This is a genomic window from Vulcanisaeta sp. JCM 16161 (assembly GCF_001316285.1).
The window spans coordinates 79,807-98,591 of record NZ_BBDO01000007.1 but is presented as its reverse complement, the minus strand read 5'-3'; the positions used below and the strand labels follow the sequence as shown (position 1 = coordinate 98,591).

Sequence of the window (18,785 nt, the reverse complement as noted above, 5' to 3'; positions counted from 1 at the left end):
ACACATCCATTAAACATAATGGCGAGAGGATTAGGATAATAACCGTAATACCCACCGCACAGGACTAACTACTCAATGACGTACCAATAATCAACAAACACCAAAACAATACCTGACTTATTTAAACCCGTATAAATCAGGGAAAGGCATGAGGCAGTAAGAAGGAGGAAACGCATCCCATTCAAATGCCGTTAATAATAATGCAACCCCAACCACAGGCACCTCCACCCACGACGCAACCCTGCCCGGGCACACTGATTCCCCAACCTCTCGGACGAATCATCCCATTAATAAGTATTTAAGGAAGCGATGAGATGAGCAAGTTTGTGGATGCGGAATCCCTCGAGAAGCCCTTGCTTAAGCCAACCACTGAGGATTACGTTGGTGTGAGGCTTCTTAAGGCTTTGGTTGAGGCTTGGTTTGCCCCTGAGTTCCTAGGCAAGGGCCTTGTTAGGGATGTGGCTGGTAGGGTGTTTCGGTCTTGGAGGGTTTTCCTGGCTTGCCTTATTGAGGCTTGTGCTTGATAAGTTGCTGAAGGTGGTGAGAACTGATGAGGGGCGTAGGTGGCTCGTGGGTAGGGCTGTTCCGAGGATTCCACGAGCAGGATGAGGGCACTATCGCAATTGCTCGAGGAGGTGGGGCATCAGGGTATTACCGTGAACTGCGATAGCCCTGAAACTACACAACTACCAATACAACGGACCAGACACGACACTAAACAAGTACAGGAATAGGCAGGAGGCCGCGATAGACGTAAAACTACTCATAAAGGAGTTAATGAGGAGGATTGAGGAATTGAAAACGAGAATAAAGTGGAATGACGAACTCGAGAATGCACTAAACGAATTGAGAGGGAGTATTAAGTAGGTTGGGCGTCGTTGGTTGCCGCATGCTTCGGGTTAATGGGTTGTGAATAGGAATGCCTCGGTCTTCCTAAGCCTACCAGTTACTGTGTCGGGTATTAAGCCCGCAGCCTCTATGGTTGTTAAGCCAATTATCACCGAGTCACTCACGCCAGCGTTCCTAAGTGTCTCCTTAACGCCCTCGCTTAATTCGAGGACCAGGACCCTCTCGTAATCGAGTACCTCGCCCTCAATCAAAAGCTCCCTAATAATCGCCACCTCACCCTCAACCCTATGCCCAAACGCCGTGACCAAAGCCCTCCTCCTACCCGTGTACGCGACCCCAACCTCCTCGGCCAAAGCCTATCCACCACCGTAACAGCCGCCCCAGTATCAACGAGCGCAGTAACGCTCCTGGAACCCTTAACACCTATGAGCGTGACGTCAGCCCTAACCAAGCCCATAACATTCCCTGAAGGTATTAACCACAACCCCTAATAAACCCAACACAAACAAAAATGCAAGGCAATCAATAAACGTTTATAGGTGGAGCCGTGATGCCACGCACATATAACTGCTGTGACGCTCACGTCCAAAGGCCACCCTAATTCATTTCCTACTCCCTTCTCGGTAGCATTCCTGGGCCAGCCTTACCAGGGACTCCACGTACTTCAAATCCCTCCTTACCTGGCCTTGGCTTAGCCTCACCTCGTGAAATCCCTCCACGTGTAGGAACCATGCCCTACCCCACCAGAGCCTGACCTCCTCCCTTCCCAATCTATCGCTTATTGAGTCCACGGCCCTAAACAACAACGCGGCAGTCCACCTACCCTGCTCCAACGCCGCCCTAGCCTCATCAAGGTTCAGGGCGATGGCAATAGCCTTAACAGCCTCCTCAGCCGCCCTGTAAAGCTTCTCGCTGGCCCGCACAGGTCCCTATCAATCAATGCCTCACCCTCGTTAAGGAACCTCCCGGCGAGCTCTAGGTGGACCTCGAGCTCTGTGCCCGGGTCCAGCCTGAGCCTGGCCAATACGCTGTCTATGACGAAGCCCTCAACATCAACACCCAACCTACCAACTCCCTAACAAGCACCTCGGGCAACTCAACAACAAAACCCACATAAACAAGGACCACAACCCCTTAATAAGACTTACAGAAACCCAACACATCAAAACCATGAACCACCACACCACGAGACAATACCCAACGCCAAGCATTTAAACAAGCCAAGCAAAACAACACCAATGAACACAGAAGCCCTTGAGAGGCCTTTGCCTAAGCCGAGTATGGAGGATTATGTGGGTGCGAGGCTTTTGGAGGCCTTGATCGAGGCTAGATTGGCCCTTGAGTTCCTGGGTAGGGGCCTTGTTAGGGATGCTGCTGGTAAGGTCTTCCAGGCATGGAGGGCCTTGTTGGCTGCCTTACTGAGCTCGAGCTTGATAAACTGATTCAAGCGGCCAAGACCGAGGAGGAGAGGCAATGGTTGATTAATAGGGCTGTGCTAGGGTACCAACAACGAGGATGGTTAGGCTATCACAAATGCTTGAGGAGGTTGGCCATGGGGGATTATACTTCGCCACAAGCACAGCCCTGGAACTACATGATTACCAGTACAACGGGCCGGACCCAGACCTAGCCCTATCAAAGTTCAGGGATAGGGAGGAGGCCGCGGTGGCCGTGGTAAAGCTGATAGGGGAGTTAATAAGAAGGGTTGAGGAACTTAAACCAAGGACAAAGTGGAGTGACGAGCTCGAAAACACACTAAAGGAACTAAAGGAGGAGATTGATAAGGTGGTTAAGCCGTAATGATGCGTCGCCTCATTAACGATTTGAGGTGCTTGGACATGGTAAGTTCGTAAGGGCTAGGCTGGTAAACCCTAGCCGAAGACCTGGGCAGGTGGGTCCTATTAGGGTAGGTTATCGATATGCTAAAGTTTGTGTGGAAGGGTTAGGATGCTGAACGATGCTCAGAGGCTCAATTATAGGAGGTATAATTCAACCCTTTCCAGCCTCCCAGTTTTTGGATCAACCCTAAACCCCGGCTTCTCCAGCGCGGTTACGCCCAGTAGCGCGTCCACGCCCGTGGGTAGCTTAAGGTCTGGCCAAACCTCAATGTCGCCGCCCGTCACCTCACCCAAAACCTCAACCTCACCAATACCGTACCTAACCCTGGCGGCCCTGCCGTCGGGCAGCCTCCTAACCCTCTCATGCCTAAACTCCACGCCCAGGCCCTGAACCCTGTCCGGGTGGTGATGATGTCGCCGTAGAAGCCCGTGTCGACTAAGGCCCTTAACCTAACCTTACCGCCAGGTCCACGAACAACCGCATTAACGGCCACGGAACCCATGGCGTACACCAAGTGATTTCAACTACCGTGGTTAAAATACTTTGTTTGCATTATTGCTTGGCGGTGTTAATCCTCCTTAATTTAATTAATGCGTTTTTAACCACCGGGTCTATTATGGCGTACCTACCTATCCACCCTGGCTATGTAGCTCCTCTTCTCAAGCGCCGTTAGGTACCTCCTCAGCTCCGCATCGTATATGACCCTCTTCCTCCTCTCCTCAAGGTAACCCTTAATCTCCCCCCACCTCTCATAGCCCTTGGCAATCGCCTCGAGGACTGTCACGTACTCCCTGGAGAAGTGGCTCAACTCATTAATGGTGGCCCTGGCGGCTAGTTCAAGTACGTCATCTACTATTGACGCCCTAGCCTCACCAATCATTGCGCACCTGTGGCCGAACTCGGTTAACCAACCAACAACGCCATCCAGCTTATCCACTGCGTACTCAAGCACCTCGACCGGTGGATTAATGCCCACCTGCCTAAACCCCTCCCTGAGGAAGTCCAGGGACAATTCCCTACTAAACCTCTCAATCCTAACCTCCTCCACGTGCCTACCGTAGAGTGGCGACTCAGGGTCATCAATCCTTAGGAAGTCGTTGAGTAGGCCTGCCTCGGAGCCGGTTACTATGAATGTGACGTTCCTGCAGTAGTCGTAGCAGTGCGCCATTAATGACAATAATTCATTACCTAACCTACCCCTAAGGTTCTGGGCCTCATCAATGGCTATGATAACCCTACCACTATCATTAACCTCATCTAGGATACGCATCAATGGAGCCCTCCCCCTGGCTCCCAGGATAGGGAAACGCTGAATCCCAGTATTGAAACCCCGGTTATGTGCCTCAGCACATCCCTCCCCACCCCACGCCTAACGAGCTGCGTCAAAGCATCCGAGAACATCGTGTACAATACCCTATATGACGTTAACGGGGCCCTGGCGTCAATCAACGCATAGGGAATCCCAGCCTCATTGAGGAAAACCCTCAACACGGAAGTCTTCCCAATCCTCCTAATACCGGTAATCACGACCAACGGCTCCGAGACCACCGAGTGAAGCCTCCTCAACTCATTATCCCTATCAAATAAGTCACTCCTCAACTCCTTAGGCCTATCATCAAACAACATTACTAACACCCTATTAGTTAACTAACACCCCATTATTAAATCTACCCTTAATAAAGAAGACTAGGGTTTGGGCCTGAACGGTTCCTCACCCCTCGCGGGTATCCGCCATGAATCCGCAGGTGTGAACACCGTCTTAACCCCACCTCCCCTAAACCTTTTAATGAGCTCCATGATTTTCGTATCGTAAACAATAACAGTCACTGATTTGCCTGCCAACAATGCGAATACCGCGGCATGATGCCTCATGGCAATCACATGATCCAGGTAATTAAATAGGCAAAGAACCTGCAGCGGGCTCAACCCCTCATTGATTACCCTAGGTCCAGGAACCCTGGACTTGAGCATCTCGGCAATAATCAAGATCATCATCGAAGAACCTACCCTTAAAACTACCAAAAACCAAACGGAATAAAGACAACCCTAGAGAAACCCCTACCAAGGAACCCACGTATCAACCTAGCCACAAAGTCAACAACGACTTCATCACTCTCATCATCGAGAGTCCTAGGATTAACCCCAAGAACCCCAGCACCAACCAAGCCTATCCATAGCGCTCCCCGAATCCTCCCTGGGCGTGCCAATGACTAGGACTGCGATGTTCAGCCTAGGAGTGGAAAAGCATTATCTTACACGGTGTCCTGCCAGGTTTGTCTTTTATCTACCTAAATTACTAATTAGCAGCCAGATCCTTTGGTAAATATAAAAGATTTATTGTCAGATTTATTTAAATATTTATAGATTATTTTTGATATTTATCTTAGGGATGTAATTCAGACCCCCTTCTAATTAAGCCCCCTTCCTGGGTTCCGTCGTATGGTCAACATATTCGATATAGGATGCATGAGGAACTCAATCGTAGGGTTGATTAATAGTATTAAGCCAGGCGGCGTGGTTGGTGTTGGGCGTCCACTGGCCCTATTGCTTCTATATAACATAGTACTAAATGAGTGGTTAGATAGGAGGAAACCGCTTAGGCTTGGTTTGATCAAGAATGGTAACCACTACATTGCTAAGCCGCTGAGGGGTGATGACTTTGTGTCGGAATTCCTAAGCGCGCTCCGTGGTGTGCGTGTCCTGGTTATCATTGTTGATGAGGGTAATGAGTTGCTCGATAGGTTCATCGCCAGGGTCACGACTTACCGGTGGTGGCCCGCGATCTACATACCGAGGCGATTAAACGTACTTGCGGAGAACTACTGGCTCTCCAATGAACCGCTGCGCGTCTTCCTGGGTAAACCGAACAGGAGGTGCGTGAGGGAAGTGGTAACGTATAGCGAGGCCATTGAGTATGAGTGGAGGAGTATTGAGTGCAACGTGACGAATCACTGCACGTACCCAATGTACGAGAAGTGGCACATCGGTGGTGACCCTTGATGATGCGGTCCCGCGATTACCCAGATAGGCCGGGTGATGAGTCGTGCATTGCCTCTGGGGATTGCGGCAAAAGTGGTTGGGACCTCTACGTAGAATTACTCAATGAGTTTGAGGGCTATGCACCGATTATACTGGTGATTGATAGTTATGACACGGTAACCCACGCCTCATTGCTGGTTAGGTCGGGCGGCCCTGGCCTGGCCTGGGTCTTCGTTGCCGATTACGACGTTGGGCACAGCCCCGAGAGGTACATACATGGACTGCTCCATGCATTTGCGTTAAGTCACTGCTCCCCGGCACCCAGGGGCGCCCCCACTGCAGTGTTGCCCTGGACCTACTCAATGGCGATGATGTGGGGAGGCTGTATGGGGAGGTTGGTGACCATGCCTTCAAGTGCTTGATGCGCCACGTTAGGTGGGCACTCACTCATCACCTCGGTATGGGGGCTAACGAGGGGTGAGTCATGGCCTCGGCGAACACGAATAATTGGGGGATTGAGGAGGGTGTTGGTGGCGCCTACAGCGCCGTTAATGCGCCTGGGCCGAACACCCTGAGCGAGGTGGAGCAGGCATTCATTGCGGGACTCGCCAGGGATTACGTGAGGAGGCATGGCATGGACAGTGGTGCCCTGGGGTACGTAACCAGTGAGTTCCTCAGCGCCTACTCACTATTGAAGGACCTAGACGCCAAGAGGGCGCCTGATGCCAAGTTCTCAATATTCATTGAGGTTGCGAGGGCCAGGGACGCGCTGTGGGGCTTCGTGGATAGCAGGGCCGTGAGGCCTATGCCGTGGTGAGGGGCCCTGATGGCGTGCTCCACCTCGTCGTCTTTAGGGAGAGGGACGCGTACCATGAGGGGGTTGTCGGCTTTCTCACCGAGGACTGCGCAGTCAATGGAGCGATCACTAGGAATGGAAAGCTCTACACGAGGCTTAGGTGTCTCGTTGTTGACACGGTGTACAAGCTGAACAACCTCATCGACCTAATGCGCATCAGCGATGCCGTGCTTCACGCCGACTTCTACGTTGCGAGGATTAGGAATGGAGGCGGTGTCGAGACGTACGTGTTTGACTACTCGAGCACCGCGTTGACGGAGGGACTACTGACGATTGGCGTTACCGCGAGGCGTGACGTCATTGATAGGCTACGCACGGTACTAGCAACTAAGTACGTGGCGTCATTCCACTTCACGGTTGGCTTCATCTACGACCCAGCGAGGGGCATCTACTGGGAGCCCGGCTACGCGGGTGTTGAAGTCAAGAAAGCGAGTAGGGAGGAGGTCGTTAATGAGCTCGGGAAGATCAGGAAATTACTTGACGAGGTTAAGGGCGCCTTCCGCAACCCGGCGGTGCCGCTGCGAATCGCTGGTTTGTATTACTCATACGCGTTGTTTCAGCCGTATAGGTCTTTCATGAGGAACTCCGACACGCCCGTACCAATCGTGTTCGGCTACCCAAACATTAACAAGACAACGCTCTTCAACACGTTGGTTGAGACCCTCGGCGTTGGGGATAGGGTCACATTGATCACGGAGGGCACGCACGTCACCGAGACCCTGCCGAGACTGCTTGGCTTGATGACTGAGTCCACACTACCCGTGGTCTTTGACGACGTGATAATGAATGACAAGGTCGTGAACCTAATCCTGCAGATGGGCGCCGCGAGCGATAAGTCCGTGAGCCTCGCTAGGGCTAGGCAGTACGGGCCAGGCCTGAGGGAGAGGATGCCAATCATGAGGATGGCGTTCATAATCACGAACGCGGAGGGCGAGGTGGATGTGTACAACGAAGTCATTAGGGCGATGGGTGAGGGGAATAGGGCGAGGGCAATTGCAATTCTGGATAGGAGGTTGGTGCTGATTAATATGAATGAGGCTAGGCCGAACGGTGCTGAGCTAAGAAAGATACTCTACAGTATCGAAATGCCGAACATGCTCCTCGTGCTCAACCACATCGTGAGCAACTACGGCAATGAGTTGCTAATGCTCATGAAGCAGGAGACGGAGAAGACGAGGGATAAGTACCTCAACTTCCTATGGTTTGCGGCGAGCCTGTGGGGCTTCATAACCAGGGAGTTCGGTATTGACTTCAGCGATGTTGAGGACGCACTATACGCACTTGCGAGTGAGCGTGAGGAGGCGGGTAGGCATAGGAGGCTCGTTATTGAGGAGGAGATTGACAAGTCAATAAGGGAAAGGGACGTTACGAGGATTAGGGCTGCGTTTGAGGATTGGCTCGAGGGCTTAGGCATACAGATCAAGACGGCTGCTGACAGGCTCCAGGCATTGGTAAGGAACGCAGACAGGGCCAGGGTCGTGTTTAAGGAGCCAAGGTGGAGCGATGAGTCGATTGAAATAAGGAGGAGGGTAATTAGCCTCATTTGCGAGAATGGTGAGGAACTTGGTGATGTTAGCGAGATTGATAAGCAGCAATGCAGGAGGAGGAGCCCAATAATTGATGATGTGTTTATTGATATTATAAATGAATTACTGAGGAGGAACAGCGTGGTCGTTTACTTACTGTACCATGCGTTTCCCAGTGCTAGAAACAGGAACGGCATTGGAACACCAAGGCAGCTACTTGGGAGGAGTAAAATGGAAATTGGCGATGAGCATGGTTATAGGTTTACACTTGATGAGTTACTTTCAATCCTGTTCGACCTCCACGTAGACAATGAAAAAAAGTACAGAAGAGACCCGGGGTAATTTAAACGCCCCAACACCCACTACGCCCACCGGGGGCGCATATATAGGCAATCTAAACCCCAGTTCCGAGACTGGTCGTTCAGTTCTAGATGAGAAGAGACAAAATAAATATACTCCAGAACAGGTGGGCGTAGAGGGTGTAGAGAGCGTTAGTTTAACCCCGGGGTCTTCTGAACAAGGTTCAGATAAGATAGGGGTTGAAAGTGGGTCAAGAGGGACTGAAGGGAGTAAGGGTAAGTGGAGGGAAAAGGTGAGGTGGGATGAGGTCAAAGATCAACTCTAGGGTTGATGTGGATGTGATAAACATGTTCATTAACTCATTGACCTGGGGCTATAGGCGTTATAACTACTGGCAGGTAACACGTGGCTCACGGGTAAGCTACCCATTGGTAGGGATGACGCCCTTAGGCTTGTTAGGGATGGTGAAATAATCGGTGTTTGGCAGTGCTACTCACTGGCTTTGGATGAGGACTGCGTGTTTAGGGATGTGGTTGTCTTCGAGGCCGACATTGACGAATGTGAGGACGCCGAGAGTAGGCTCGAGTGCGTGGTTAACTGGGCTAGGGAGAGGAGGGACTCACTGAGGCCAATACTGAATTTAATGCCGACCATTTGGTGGAATGGAAACAAGTCCCTATACTTCATCAATTACCTACTCGAGCCCGTCGTGGCGAGTGCAGAGCTTAGGAGGCCCTGGGTCAAGCTCCTTGATGAACTCGGCATGGACATGGCAGTCACTGAGGCGAAGCACGCCTTTAGGGTACCCGGCACGCCACACCCAAGGACTGGGAATGTAGGCAAGTTCCTAAGCCTCGACTTCAGTGTAATAAACAAATTAATAATTAATAGGGTTCCCTCAAGGATCCTCTTCGAGGACGTTAAGCCACCAGCGAAGAAGGTCGACCCAAGCTCATTTCTAGGGTGGTTAGGAGTAGTAGGGATGCCACGAAGAAACTGCCCAATTGGTCCAACAATTGATTGAGTACCTAAGGAAGACAGGTGAGCTTTGCCACTACGGCAGGTTGGCAATAGCAGAATGGCTCCTCTACCTGGGTCATAGTGAGGATGAGATTGTGGATGTGTTCAAGGCAGCGAGTGACTTTAATGAGGAAAGGACTAGGTATCATATTAAGTACGCGTACGAGCACTGGATTAGCCAGGGCAGGTTACCCATCTCATGCAAAACAGTGAGGGAGAGGTGCAATGGGCATGAGATACCCGAGGATCTGAGGTGCCCAGGTGAGGGTTCATGAGGTTCTACGTCACTAAGAACATTTTCGTTAAGGAGGATGGGGAGGTTGAGGTGTTCTACCCATACTTCTACGTGATTAGTGATTCGAGGCCTGTCAAGGTGAGGAATGTCATTGGCATTGAGGATACAAGCCTAACGGCATTCACGTGGGACGGCATTGGCTACAGGGAGAGTGACAAGGTTGTTTACCTGGTTAGGGTTTCCTCACCCACGTACGTGCCCAGCGTGAGGGATGCATACATCAGGAGGGGCTACTTGGTTGGACAATCATATATTAAGTTCAGCCTTAGGAACAGCATTGACAGGACACTCAGGAGTAGGGCAGCCATTGAGAACATGCTGGGCAGTATTGACTCGGTCATTAGGGATGCACTGGGTAGGATGCCCAGGGTACTGACCCTCGATGTTGAGGTCATTAATGGCGAGCCCATCATCGGCTACACAATCGATGGCGAAGACATCACAATAACAAACGACGTGCACGACCTCGTTACCGAGGAGTTCGACGTGGCAGTCGGCTACAACACCTGGGGCTTTGACTACAAGTACCTACCGATGTACGAGAGGAGCAGGTACGCACTGAATACCGAGCATGGTATCAAGCCGTTGATGGACCTCTACGTGTTCGTTGAGTCGGGCTTCAAGTCAAGCCTCGGGATTCAGGAGGAGGCTAGTAAGCTGTATGACGTGGCGATTCAGTTGGGTATCCACAGGGACTTGGGCATTACTGAGGCGGAGCTACTGAGGCTCAAGTCGATGCAGGGCAGGGTCAACCAGCTAAGTAGGAGTGAGTTGGAGGTTTACTTGGGCTTTGACGTGATGGTCACATACGCACTGGCACAGAGGTGGTTACCCGTGCTTCAGGCCCTTGGCGCCATCACTGGGTCGAACCCCATGGTAATTAACCAAGTAGCTGAGTCAGCCTCTCCGGGGCACCTCGCTGAGGCCCTTATCCACAGGTGGCTTGAGTTTAACGGCATCGTGCTTCAGGATAGGGAGAGGGAGTTCAGCTACGAGGCTGGTGACAAGACTAGGGCTAGGGCACACGGCTTGTTCAGGAGTGTTGCGGAGTATGACTTCAGTGCCATGTACCCAAGCCTCTACACACAGGATAATGTGGACCCAATAAACATTAGGGAGTGCCAGGACGGCTTCCCAGTGAGGACTTCTGCCGGGACGAGGAGGATATGCTTCGAACCAAACGGGCTTGTTCATAAAGTACTGGCCAGCCTCTACAGGGCTAGGAGGGCAACAAAGGCATTGAAGGCAGCATTTGGCGAGGCCCCTGACCAGGCAGTGAAGATATTGGTTAATTCAGCATATGGCATCTTTGGCAAGAGCGGTATTGGCATGGTTAATGAGTGGGTCGCCGCATACATAGCCCAGAGGACGCAGGCAATATTTGACGACTTGTGGAGCAGGTACAGCCCAATCTATGGTGACACTGACTCGATGTACATCGAGCTTAATGGCAGGGATGCCAATAAGCTCCTTGAGGGGATTAATGACTACCTCCACAGGACCTATGGCCCACTCATGGAGATGAAGCTGGAGAGTGTTTGGGACATAGTCTACATACCGAGGAGTAAGGCAGGTGGTGCAGCGGAGAAGACATACATAAAGATGAAGAATGACGAGTTAGTCATCAAGGGAGGGGCACTGAAGCCACGTGACCTGCCCAGGGGCTTGAGGTACGGGGCATATAGGGACTGGGTTAGGGCAATCCTTCTTGGTGATTCTAGGCTTGATGACTTGATCAAGCAGTTCGTGGGCAGTGCAGGCCTTGAGGACCTATTCATCGAGCACAGCATCAGCTACAGGGACCTGCTATACACGAGTGAGGGTAGGGCAATAAGCAGTGTTGACAGGACCAGGTTCCCGGCAATCGCGTACTTGGCAGTTGCAAACGGCAAGGGCGTCATCATCGACGTGAGGGGTAGGGCAATCAATGGCGAACCCATTGACTTGGATGCCTTCATAGACACGCTCTACCTACCAATCGAGACGCAAGGAGACATGAAGTCCTTCGCCTTCCTAGTCAATAACAAGCCCGTTATCGCCAGAGTAAGCATAACCTACGACAAGAAGGTTGGCAAGATAATGGCTAAGGTTACAAACCTAGTAGAGGTCACAAGGCAGGACATTGAGAAACTAAGCGCAAAAACAATAAGGGACTCAGGACTATTCAACCACCTAACAACATAGCTAAGCCAAGGATATTAACACCTGAAATAAGAGGTTAACACAAAATCATTAACCACACCTCTTTCTTATTAGCCATCCTTGTACGTACATAGCGCCTAGTCCTCCTAGTGTGAGGGATTTCGAGGTGTCCTGTGGGTCTTTGTCTATGGCTCTTGTGCTGTATTAATGCCTCTATGATAATGGCATGCGTTAGGCTTAATAATGCGGTCTTCACATGCACTATATGCCTATGTGATTAGTTTCATAAGGGCTCTTTTAAGGAGTCTCCCCCAGGTTATTAGGTTTGGTGATGATTTATGGCTTAGGGCACGATTAATCGAACCGTTAATTACCTATGGCTTAATCAAACACCCAGTTATGGCATTACCCCTTGGTGTTAAAGTCTTCATTAATAACCTCGACACACTTAGCATAAACATACCAGACATGTTTGAGAGGATGGAGTATTCACTTCATAGGGACTTCATACCGGCCAGGGGCGACGTCGTTGTTGATGCTGGTGCGTACATTGGCATATACTCACTGTGGGCCTAAAGGCTTATCGGCGATGATGGACTTGTCATAGCCTTTGAGCCAAACCCAGAGACTTATAGGTGGTTGAGGAGCAATATTGAGTTAAATAGGGCTAGGAACATTAGGCATTGCCATACGCGCTCGGGATTCGATAAGCATTGCAAGGCTTTACATACCGAGGAGTAATGTCGAGGCATCATCACTCATCAAGGATCACTTAATTAAGAACCAATTGGTAACCTTGGTTTAATTAAGTATTATGATGTACCTGTCGTGACTTTAGACTACGTGCTGAGTAGGTCTAGGCATTTTTTTTCGGTAAGGTTATTGACCGCATAGACATTATGAAGATTGATGTTGAGGGTTATGAAATGAGGGTACTAATGGGCTCGAGGAACGCACTAAGTAAGGGGCCAATTGATAAGCTTATCATCGAGGTCCACACAGACCAGGTCAGAACAATCGACGTAATAAACTACCTAGGCGACTACGGCTATAGGCCAATCGGTATTAAGCACTTTGACCATGTGAAGGACATGGCGTAGATAAGACTGGCTAGGTAGCTTTTACACAATGAATCATGCCCAACTCATCCCTCGAGAAATTACTATAGTACTTCCTGTAAAACTCATCATTAACGAAGCTACATCTGAAATCTTTACTGAGTATACTCATTAATTCACCAACACTACGCCCAGTTATGTATGAGTGATACTCAAAGACTATCTCATTAAACCTCCTAATGGTCTCATAATCATTGAGTATAACGTCAAATTCACAACCCTCACAATCAAGCTTAAGCACATCAGGCTTAATGGATAACGCCTCGTATAACTCCCTCAGTGGCATTACGTCAACATACTCATAACCGCCATGGGGAACCCTCAACACCTCACTAACGGAACCACCCCTAAGGTTAACATCAGTGCTATGCGGCATACTCACCCTACGCTCACCATAGCCTATTAGCAACTTCATGGGAATTACCCTATTATCCAGTCCATTTAGTGTAATGTTCTGTAGCATTTCCTCGTAATTGCTTGGTAGTGGCTCTACAGCATGCACGAGCCTTGCACCCCTCATTGTGAAGTAAATAGCCGTGTCACCAACGAAGGCTCCGATGTCGAGGACAACCCTACCATCGACGTTCATGAAGTCGTATTGGCCTAAGTCAAAGGTCTCAATTATGGGCCAATGCATATGCCTAAACCTAACACCACCCTTAAACCAGTACCGACCATTGAGTCATAGCCCCAGCCATTTCTTAAGGCGACCTCAACGGCACTGCCTAATACGAACTCGTCAATAGGGACTAGGGAGCCATTAACCGTCTTGATGCGCCTTTCACGCAATCAATACCATTAATCACACCATCAAGGTATAGATGAATTACCGAACTAAACATGCGCGGGTCAACACGCATCTCAGAACCATCAAAACACCTAATAGCCAAGTCCCCTACACCTACCAACCCAAACCTAGACAAGCCGTACTTAAAAAGAGAACCATAATAATTCCTGAAAAGTGGCTTAGACTTTAGAATGGCTAGGACTACCTTGATAGTTCTTAATACCATCGCATTCATTAATAGCGAGACAATTAATGTATTTCCTTAGTTAAACTCTTTACGATAAGCTTCATAATCCATGGACAACTCCTCACATTATACATGCACGGGCCTTTAACATCCTTAAACGATAATGACTTAAATGTTATTAACCCTGCACGTAGTAATATTAGCTTAGCCTCGGATTGAAGGTACCTAATTGCATTTCTTAATTTATTCTCATGACTTAACATTTTTATTACGATTTCATGGTCCTGAATAGCCCTGGCATAATTCCTAAGTACGCGCAATTCATCCCTTCTCGTGAATGCGATTGAGGAACTGCTATGGATCCTATAGCGCGTTAGTCTTAAGGCTGTATGATACAGGAGACCGCATTCGCTGGCTATGGCGGGTATGAATGACTCAATACTAATCTTAATTTTCTTCAGCTCCTTAATCCGTCCCTTAATGCACTTAGACCTAACGCTCATTAGGCTAACCGTAGATACAACATCCCTATACTTAACGATATATCTATCTACACCATTATCAAATGCATTAATAGCGACATCACGTTTAGGCGTTATGCCTTCTAAGAACCTAATTATACCAAGTACCTCGGCGGGATTTAGAGTAGGTCTTTCAATAATGTATGACCTGGCATTATGAAAGTAGCTTACTTCCCGCCGTTGGAAGACCCTCCTAATCACCGCTATCTTCTCCCTCTCAAATACGTCATCATCCTCTAGGAATGTAATTACATCACCTCTGGCTTCCTCAACTGCAGGTACTATGAATTCACCATAATTAACCGCATCATTCTCAATACTTACCCAACCATTCCTAGAGATGTAATCATCAACCTCTCTATCTAGGAAATTTTTAACAACAAAAACCTCATCAGGAGGCTTAGATTGATTGGCAATACTCCTTAACGCATCCATTAAAAACTTCCTCCTACCATATGCAGCAACAATAACCGAAACCCTCATATTCATGCCTCTCTCATCGCATTCTCAAGAACATCCACAACCCTATCCCACGTCCATTTCCTTGCTGTTTCCAACCCTCCCTGGATTAGCTTATCCCTTAGTTCTTGGTTTGTGAGTACTTGGTAGGCAGCGTTGGCAAGCGCCTCTATATTCCCAGGCTCAACGACAATGCCATTATACCCATTAACTGCATAGTCCCTATTACCCTTGGCATCGGTCATCACGACCGGAGTACCGCAAGCCATGGCCTCAAGCGGAGGCAAGCCAAAGCCCTCAACATATGATGTGTACAGGAATAGGTCTGCGCTCGAGTATAGCCTTGCAAGCTCATCATCGTTAACATTACTGAATATTGTGTATGGGAATTCAGGCTTAATTTTACTAAGGATGTTATTTATTATGTTTTTATCGCCAACGAGTAAGCCCATTATTGGCAATTTCTTATTCAACTCATTGAGCGTCTTTACAGCTACGTCAGCGCCTTTATACCACCCGCCCCTAATTATTGCCATGACAACATGCCTACCCTTGGAATCAATGACCCTAACCCTCCTTGGGTAAAAGATGCTTGTGTCAACACCAACACCGGATACGTAGACCCTGGCGCTAGGGTTACTCTCTAGAATCAAGTTCCTCGCAAAATTCGAATTAGCGACAAATGTAAATGGTAATGAAAGTACGAGTTTAAATAGCCTAAGACCATAATCACCATCAGCATCCTTAACAAGTTCGGGAAAGTCTTGCATGAAAAATAGCCTCTTAGAACCATCCCTAGAGCCGAGCCAAACAGACAAGGCTGTTGGGTACCAGGTAGCTATGTAGACATCAGCATTTGGTAAATGCTCAGCGAGTAGCCTGATTAAATCGGCGTGAAAGCCAAGCCTTTTAGCGAAGCCTTCAGTATCAAGTGCCTTATACCTCCTACGTAGCTTACCCCTGGCTACCCTATATACAAGGAGTAACCTATCGAGCATAGGTGGTACATTGATATAATGCACTGGGACCTTAACATTAAACCACGAATGATCACCACCAAGCGCCACAATATTGACGCTATGCCCACGCTCACTAAGCCTATTGGCAACCTCAAAAATAGCCCTATTACCACCGGCAATACCTACATCCCATCCAACAAAGACAATTCTCATAAAATCAACGAATAGTAAAATAGAGATAACCCTTTAATAACATTACCATAACCACTAAATAAATGGTTAAGGCCTCAGTGATCTGGCTGAACTACAATAGTATGGGTTTTATTGATATTGCTTTGAGGAGTCTTGAGTCTTTCCTTAACCTCGACTTTGGTGATTACGAGTTGATTGTTGTTGATAATGCCTCGACTGACGGTAGTTTTGAGCGTATTAAGAGGTTTGTTGAGGAGAGGAGACCGAGCAACGTGAGGGTTAAGGTCATTCGCAATGATAGAAACTTGGGCTATGCAGGCGGTATGAACATTGGTTGGGATGCCAGGGACCCGGATTCGAAGTACGTGGCCTTCGCAAACAACGACCTCATAACAACGCCAGAATCATTAACCAAACTAATAGAACACATGGAAGGAGACGAGAAGGTGGGAGCGTAAGCGGGTTAATCTATTACGGAGACGGCAAAACAATATACTCAGCAGGAGGGTGGGTAAATGAACTATGGGTTGCTAAGGGCATATGTCACGGGGCTTTGGATCAGTCATGCTCTGGCGTTATAAATGAGTATTACACCACGTATGCTGATGGTGCTTACATGGTCACTAGAGTAAGTAGTGTCAAACAAGTAATGCCGCATGGGAAGCCCTTTATAGATAGCGCATTTTTGTTCTTTGATGATTACGTCCTAGGATTAGCCTTATGGAATAGGGGATTCGGGGTTAAATACGTTCCTATCGCATGCGGTATTCATTACCATGGAAAAACCATAAGCATGTCTTCGGAATATTATGGCTATAGAGCTCACATAGCGTTGAGCAAGCTTGTTGAAACGAAGTATAAATATTCCTGGATTTATAATATATTAATGACTGAGCGAAGAATATACAAGCTTCTTAGTCATAATAAATATCGCGCACTTATTGAGGGATTGAAATTAGGTGAAGAGGCTATTTCACTTTTTGGTAAGTCTTTAAACTTATACTGCGCACCTTATGTTAAGGTGAATTTTATCGAGGCTTTTACGTATTTGGTACCTATAAAGTTTAAAAAAAGAAAGAATTATAATGCCGCATGATATTATCTTTGAAGAATTTCCATGTATATAAATGCAGTACTTATTTAATTTAAATTATTTTTCCTTGATTTTCCAACAAATATTTATAGATATTAACAATCTCTTTTGCAAGGATGCTCCACTCATAGCCCCTAATATATTGTTTTCCATCTACGTAAGAATCTCTAAATGCTCGACCTTCTAGAATAGCCTCTGCTAGGGCCTTGGGATCATTTGGTTTCGCCAGAATTTTTAATGGATATCTAGCTAGCATATCCCTGACAGGCATTAAATCGTAACCCACGATAACCCTACCGGTCACTATATAATCTAATAATTTATTAGAATAAATAAAATCAAATTGCGTATTTCCTCTATGTGGCAATATAAGAACATCGGAGGCATATAGAATTTCGTAATACCATGGTTTACGTATATTTTCTAATACAGTAACGTAGGATAAATCTACGTCATATTTCCTTAATTGATTTATTACAATATTTTTTATTAGGAACCATTAATAAAAGATGCGACTTTTCATAAACTTGATGTACGTACTTAAATGCGCGTAGTAAATCATGAAATCCGTGATAATACGAAGGTGTACCAGCATATGCCATGACGTATCTATCTATAAGGTTCAATTTCTCACGTATTTTCAACCTCCTCGTCTCATTAAAAATTGGAACCAAGGATAAGTCAATTCCATCAGGTACCACAAAGACCCTATGCTCAGGAATCCCAAATCTCTTAATGATGTATTTCTTAATGTAAGGAGATTGAGCAATTATATAGATTTGATCGCCATAACTATTCAAGTTCATTAAGACAACTTTTTCGATTATCCTGAGGAGCTCTACAACAAGTTTGTCCCTTAAGGAGAAGCTCGCAGCCACGGGGGTTAATTCGAAAAGACCGTGAAGATCTAATAATATAGGTACGTCATTCTTAGGAACTAAGGGCAAACCCGCGAGTGTATGCACATGAATAATATCAACATTTTTTCAACACACCTCTAATACTCTTTATAATCATTCCTGCAAATAAGGAGGATGAGTATGATTTCAACGCCGTATATACGTAACTCATTGGTATGAGAAACAAGGGTCTAACGTATGAAATTTTAAGAAATGTTAAATTAGGAATAGAAAGTTCACCACTCAAACCCTTAGATGCAAGATATATGTGCTCAACATACCCACTACTATGCTTTATCATATTTATAACCCTCGCCGAAGTCCCTTCACGCAACCTCAAATCAACAGGAGCAATTACGAGTATTCTCATAATATTTTCCGTCTTTTCAGGTTCACAATGATATTAAAGGCTGTTTCATAAATACCTAGATTAGAATTATTAATACTTATTGTAGGGAATAATTTGTTCCATGCATTAAATACGAGCAATTGTACATAAAGATAAGTAACCGCCTCATCCCTAGACCCCCTTTTCCTCCAACGATTTTTGAGGGTCTTAAAATCACTGAATAAAATAATAGTTGTAGCATTCTTCAAATCCCTATTAAAAAGAGTATACATCATACGTATTAATATTCGAATTAAAGACATTTTTATCCCCAGAATTAAAGATGCATGGTAATAATCAACAATACTACCAGGAAAATGCTCCTCAACTAAGACCAAACACCCTTTACAAAATACGCATTTCAACGCTTTCAGTA

25 protein-coding genes and 3 pseudogenes are annotated in these 18,785 nt (G+C 47.4%); 14 read left to right on the top strand and 14 right to left on the bottom strand.

Annotated features, from left to right (window positions below):
• Window positions 1-326 precede the first annotated feature (326 nt).
• Window positions 327-867: pseudogene (locus tag JCM16161_RS10265) on the top strand (PaREP1 family protein).
• 32 nt (window positions 868-899) lie between these two features.
• On the opposite strand, the gene JCM16161_RS10260 reads toward JCM16161_RS10265, so the two are convergent.
• Window positions 900-1,202, bottom strand: coding sequence for a hypothetical protein (locus JCM16161_RS10260; RefSeq protein ID WP_054855793.1), 303 nt, complete (start codon window positions 1,200-1,202; stop codon window positions 900-902).
• Between the two features lie 249 nt (window positions 1,203-1,451).
• A pseudogene (locus JCM16161_RS10255) lies at window positions 1,452-1,962 on the bottom strand (PaREP1 family protein).
• A 167-nt stretch (window positions 1,963-2,129) separates the two neighbouring features.
• On the opposite strand from JCM16161_RS10255, the pseudogene JCM16161_RS10250 reads away from it, so the two are divergent.
• Window positions 2,130-2,649 (top strand): annotated as a pseudogene (locus JCM16161_RS10250) (PaREP1 family protein).
• Window positions 2,650-2,822: 173 nt separating this feature from the next.
• Here JCM16161_RS10250 and JCM16161_RS10245 read toward each other — a convergent pair.
• From JCM16161_RS10245 to JCM16161_RS18010, 6 genes are all read right to left on the bottom strand, one after another.
• Entirely contained in the window at window positions 2,823-3,065 is a 243-nt protein-coding gene (locus JCM16161_RS10245) for a hypothetical protein (protein WP_243671350.1), read from the bottom strand.
• Window positions 2,969-3,199, bottom strand: coding sequence for a hypothetical protein (locus JCM16161_RS18025; protein WP_243671349.1), 231 nt, complete (start codon window positions 3,197-3,199; stop codon window positions 2,969-2,971). Before JCM16161_RS18025 ends, JCM16161_RS10245 begins: the two co-directional genes overlap by 97 nt.
• Window positions 3,200-3,313: 114 nt before the next feature.
• Window positions 3,314-3,958, bottom strand: coding sequence for an ATP-binding protein (locus JCM16161_RS18020; RefSeq protein ID WP_243671348.1), 645 nt, complete (start codon window positions 3,956-3,958; stop codon window positions 3,314-3,316).
• Entirely contained in the window at window positions 3,958-4,323 is a 366-nt protein-coding gene (locus JCM16161_RS18015) for a hypothetical protein (RefSeq protein ID WP_243671347.1), read from the bottom strand. Before JCM16161_RS18015 ends, JCM16161_RS18020 begins: the two co-directional genes overlap by 1 nt.
• Before the next feature lie 51 nt (window positions 4,324-4,374).
• On the bottom strand, window positions 4,375-4,683 hold the full coding sequence (locus tag JCM16161_RS10235) for a polysaccharide pyruvyl transferase family protein (RefSeq protein ID WP_054855792.1): 309 nt from the start codon (window positions 4,681-4,683) through the stop codon (window positions 4,375-4,377).
• Between the two features lie 20 nt (window positions 4,684-4,703).
• Window positions 4,704-4,895 (bottom strand): hypothetical protein, encoded by a 192-nt coding sequence (locus JCM16161_RS18010; protein ID WP_243671346.1) that lies wholly within the window; start codon window positions 4,893-4,895, stop codon window positions 4,704-4,706.
• 232 nt (window positions 4,896-5,127) lie between these two features.
• On the opposite strand from JCM16161_RS18010, the gene JCM16161_RS10230 reads away from it, so the two are divergent.
• From JCM16161_RS10230 to JCM16161_RS10185, 10 genes are all read left to right on the top strand, one after another.
• Window positions 5,128-5,688, top strand: a complete 561-nt coding sequence (locus tag JCM16161_RS10230; RefSeq protein ID WP_054855791.1) for a hypothetical protein — start codon at window positions 5,128-5,130, stop codon at window positions 5,686-5,688.
• The gene (locus JCM16161_RS10225; protein ID WP_243671345.1) at window positions 5,685-6,089 is read left to right on the top strand and encodes a hypothetical protein; all 405 of its coding nucleotides are present in this window, start codon (window positions 5,685-5,687) and stop codon (window positions 6,087-6,089) included. Before JCM16161_RS10230 ends, JCM16161_RS10225 begins: the two co-directional genes overlap by 4 nt.
• Before the next feature lie 62 nt (window positions 6,090-6,151).
• Window positions 6,152-6,484: a hypothetical protein gene (locus tag JCM16161_RS10220; protein ID WP_054855789.1), complete on the top strand. Its 333-nt coding sequence runs from the start codon at window positions 6,152-6,154 to the stop codon at window positions 6,482-6,484.
• Window positions 6,478-8,391, top strand: coding sequence for a hypothetical protein (locus JCM16161_RS10215; protein WP_243671344.1), 1,914 nt, complete (start codon window positions 6,478-6,480; stop codon window positions 8,389-8,391). Before JCM16161_RS10220 ends, JCM16161_RS10215 begins: the two co-directional genes overlap by 7 nt.
• Window positions 8,392-8,651: 260 nt before the next feature.
• Window positions 8,652-8,822 carry a hypothetical protein gene (locus JCM16161_RS18005; protein WP_243671343.1) on the top strand — a complete coding sequence of 57 codons (171 nt, stop codon included), beginning with the start codon at window positions 8,652-8,654 and terminating at the stop codon, window positions 8,820-8,822.
• 29 nt (window positions 8,823-8,851) lie between these two features.
• On the top strand, window positions 8,852-9,373 hold the full coding sequence (locus JCM16161_RS10205; protein ID WP_054855786.1) for a hypothetical protein: 522 nt from the start codon (window positions 8,852-8,854) through the stop codon (window positions 9,371-9,373).
• Entirely contained in the window at window positions 9,366-9,644 is a 279-nt protein-coding gene (locus JCM16161_RS10200; RefSeq protein WP_054855785.1) for a hypothetical protein, read from the top strand. The genes JCM16161_RS10205 and JCM16161_RS10200 overlap by 8 nt, the downstream gene beginning before the upstream one ends.
• Window positions 9,641-11,848, top strand: a complete 2,208-nt coding sequence (locus tag JCM16161_RS10195; protein ID WP_054855784.1) for a DNA-directed DNA polymerase — start codon at window positions 9,641-9,643, stop codon at window positions 11,846-11,848. The genes JCM16161_RS10200 and JCM16161_RS10195 overlap by 4 nt, the downstream gene beginning before the upstream one ends.
• Window positions 11,849-12,079: 231 nt before the next feature.
• Window positions 12,080-12,382 carry a hypothetical protein gene (locus tag JCM16161_RS10190; RefSeq protein ID WP_054855783.1) on the top strand — a complete coding sequence of 101 codons (303 nt, stop codon included), beginning with the start codon at window positions 12,080-12,082 and terminating at the stop codon, window positions 12,380-12,382.
• Window positions 12,383-12,705: 323 nt separating this feature from the next.
• Complete coding sequence (locus tag JCM16161_RS10185; RefSeq protein WP_054855782.1) at window positions 12,706-12,906, top strand: FkbM family methyltransferase; 201 nt, start codon at window positions 12,706-12,708, stop codon at window positions 12,904-12,906.
• Window positions 12,907-12,916: 10 nt separating this feature from the next.
• On the opposite strand, the gene JCM16161_RS10180 is transcribed toward JCM16161_RS10185, so the two are convergent.
• The 4 genes from JCM16161_RS10180 to JCM16161_RS17995 form a co-directional block, all read right to left on the bottom strand.
• On the bottom strand, window positions 12,917-13,561 hold the full coding sequence (locus JCM16161_RS10180) for an FkbM family methyltransferase (protein WP_054855781.1): 645 nt from the start codon (window positions 13,559-13,561) through the stop codon (window positions 12,917-12,919).
• A gap of 112 nt (window positions 13,562-13,673) precedes the next feature.
• Complete coding sequence (locus JCM16161_RS18000; protein WP_243671342.1) at window positions 13,674-13,937, bottom strand: hypothetical protein; 264 nt, start codon at window positions 13,935-13,937, stop codon at window positions 13,674-13,676.
• A 23-nt stretch (window positions 13,938-13,960) separates the two neighbouring features.
• Window positions 13,961-14,908 (bottom strand): glycosyltransferase family 2 protein, encoded by a 948-nt coding sequence (locus JCM16161_RS10175; protein ID WP_243671341.1) that lies wholly within the window; start codon window positions 14,906-14,908, stop codon window positions 13,961-13,963.
• Window positions 14,905-16,050: a glycosyltransferase family 4 protein gene (locus JCM16161_RS17995; RefSeq protein WP_243671340.1), complete on the bottom strand. Its 1,146-nt coding sequence runs from the start codon at window positions 16,048-16,050 to the stop codon at window positions 14,905-14,907. The genes JCM16161_RS10175 and JCM16161_RS17995 overlap by 4 nt, the downstream gene beginning before the upstream one ends.
• A 62-nt stretch (window positions 16,051-16,112) precedes the next feature.
• On the opposite strand from JCM16161_RS17995, the gene JCM16161_RS10165 reads away from it, so the two are divergent.
• Together JCM16161_RS10165 and JCM16161_RS10160 are read left to right on the top strand one after the other, a co-directional pair.
• Window positions 16,113-16,487, top strand: a complete 375-nt coding sequence (locus JCM16161_RS10165) for a glycosyltransferase (protein WP_054855779.1) — start codon at window positions 16,113-16,115, stop codon at window positions 16,485-16,487.
• 158 nt (window positions 16,488-16,645) lie between these two features.
• Complete coding sequence (locus JCM16161_RS10160) at window positions 16,646-17,125, top strand: hypothetical protein (protein ID WP_054855778.1); 480 nt, start codon at window positions 16,646-16,648, stop codon at window positions 17,123-17,125.
• A gap of 49 nt (window positions 17,126-17,174) precedes the next feature.
• Here JCM16161_RS10160 and JCM16161_RS10155 read toward each other — a convergent pair whose 3' ends face one another.
• Complete coding sequence (locus JCM16161_RS10155) at window positions 17,175-17,426, bottom strand: hypothetical protein (RefSeq protein WP_054855777.1); 252 nt, start codon at window positions 17,424-17,426, stop codon at window positions 17,175-17,177.
• Window positions 17,427-17,574: 148 nt separating this feature from the next.
• Window positions 17,575-18,087, bottom strand: a complete 513-nt coding sequence (locus JCM16161_RS10150) for a glycosyltransferase (RefSeq protein WP_054855776.1) — start codon at window positions 18,085-18,087, stop codon at window positions 17,575-17,577.
• Between the last annotated feature and the right edge of the window lie 698 nt (window positions 18,088-18,785).

Coding starts and splice junctions, on each gene's coding strand:
- JCM16161_RS18020 (WP_243671348.1), bottom strand. CDS start 3,958: ATGCGTATCCTAGATGAGGTTAATGATAGTGGTAGGGTTATCATAGCC.
- JCM16161_RS10235 (WP_054855792.1), bottom strand. CDS start 4,683: ATGATGATCTTGATTATTGCCGAGATGCTCAAGTCCAGGGTTCCTGGA.
- JCM16161_RS10230 (WP_054855791.1), top strand. CDS start 5,128: ATGGTCAACATATTCGATATAGGATGCATGAGGAACTCAATCGTAGGG.
- JCM16161_RS10220 (WP_054855789.1), top strand. CDS start 6,152: ATGGCCTCGGCGAACACGAATAATTGGGGGATTGAGGAGGGTGTTGGT.
- JCM16161_RS18005 (WP_243671343.1), top strand. CDS start 8,652: ATGAGGTCAAAGATCAACTCTAGGGTTGATGTGGATGTGATAAACATG.
- JCM16161_RS10195 (WP_054855784.1), top strand. CDS start 9,641: ATGAGGTTCTACGTCACTAAGAACATTTTCGTTAAGGAGGATGGGGAG.
- JCM16161_RS10185 (WP_054855782.1), top strand. CDS start 12,706: ATGAAGATTGATGTTGAGGGTTATGAAATGAGGGTACTAATGGGCTCG.
- JCM16161_RS10180 (WP_054855781.1), bottom strand. CDS start 13,561: ATGCATTGGCCCATAATTGAGACCTTTGACTTAGGCCAATACGACTTC.
- JCM16161_RS18000 (WP_243671342.1), bottom strand. CDS start 13,937: ATGGTATTAAGAACTATCAAGGTAGTCCTAGCCATTCTAAAGTCTAAG.
- JCM16161_RS10175 (WP_243671341.1), bottom strand. CDS start 14,908: ATGAATATGAGGGTTTCGGTTATTGTTGCTGCATATGGTAGGAGGAAG.
- JCM16161_RS17995 (WP_243671340.1), bottom strand. CDS start 16,050: ATGAGAATTGTCTTTGTTGGATGGGATGTAGGTATTGCCGGTGGTAAT.
- JCM16161_RS10165 (WP_054855779.1), top strand. CDS start 16,113: ATGGTTAAGGCCTCAGTGATCTGGCTGAACTACAATAGTATGGGTTTT.
- JCM16161_RS10160 (WP_054855778.1), top strand. CDS start 16,646: ATGGTCACTAGAGTAAGTAGTGTCAAACAAGTAATGCCGCATGGGAAG.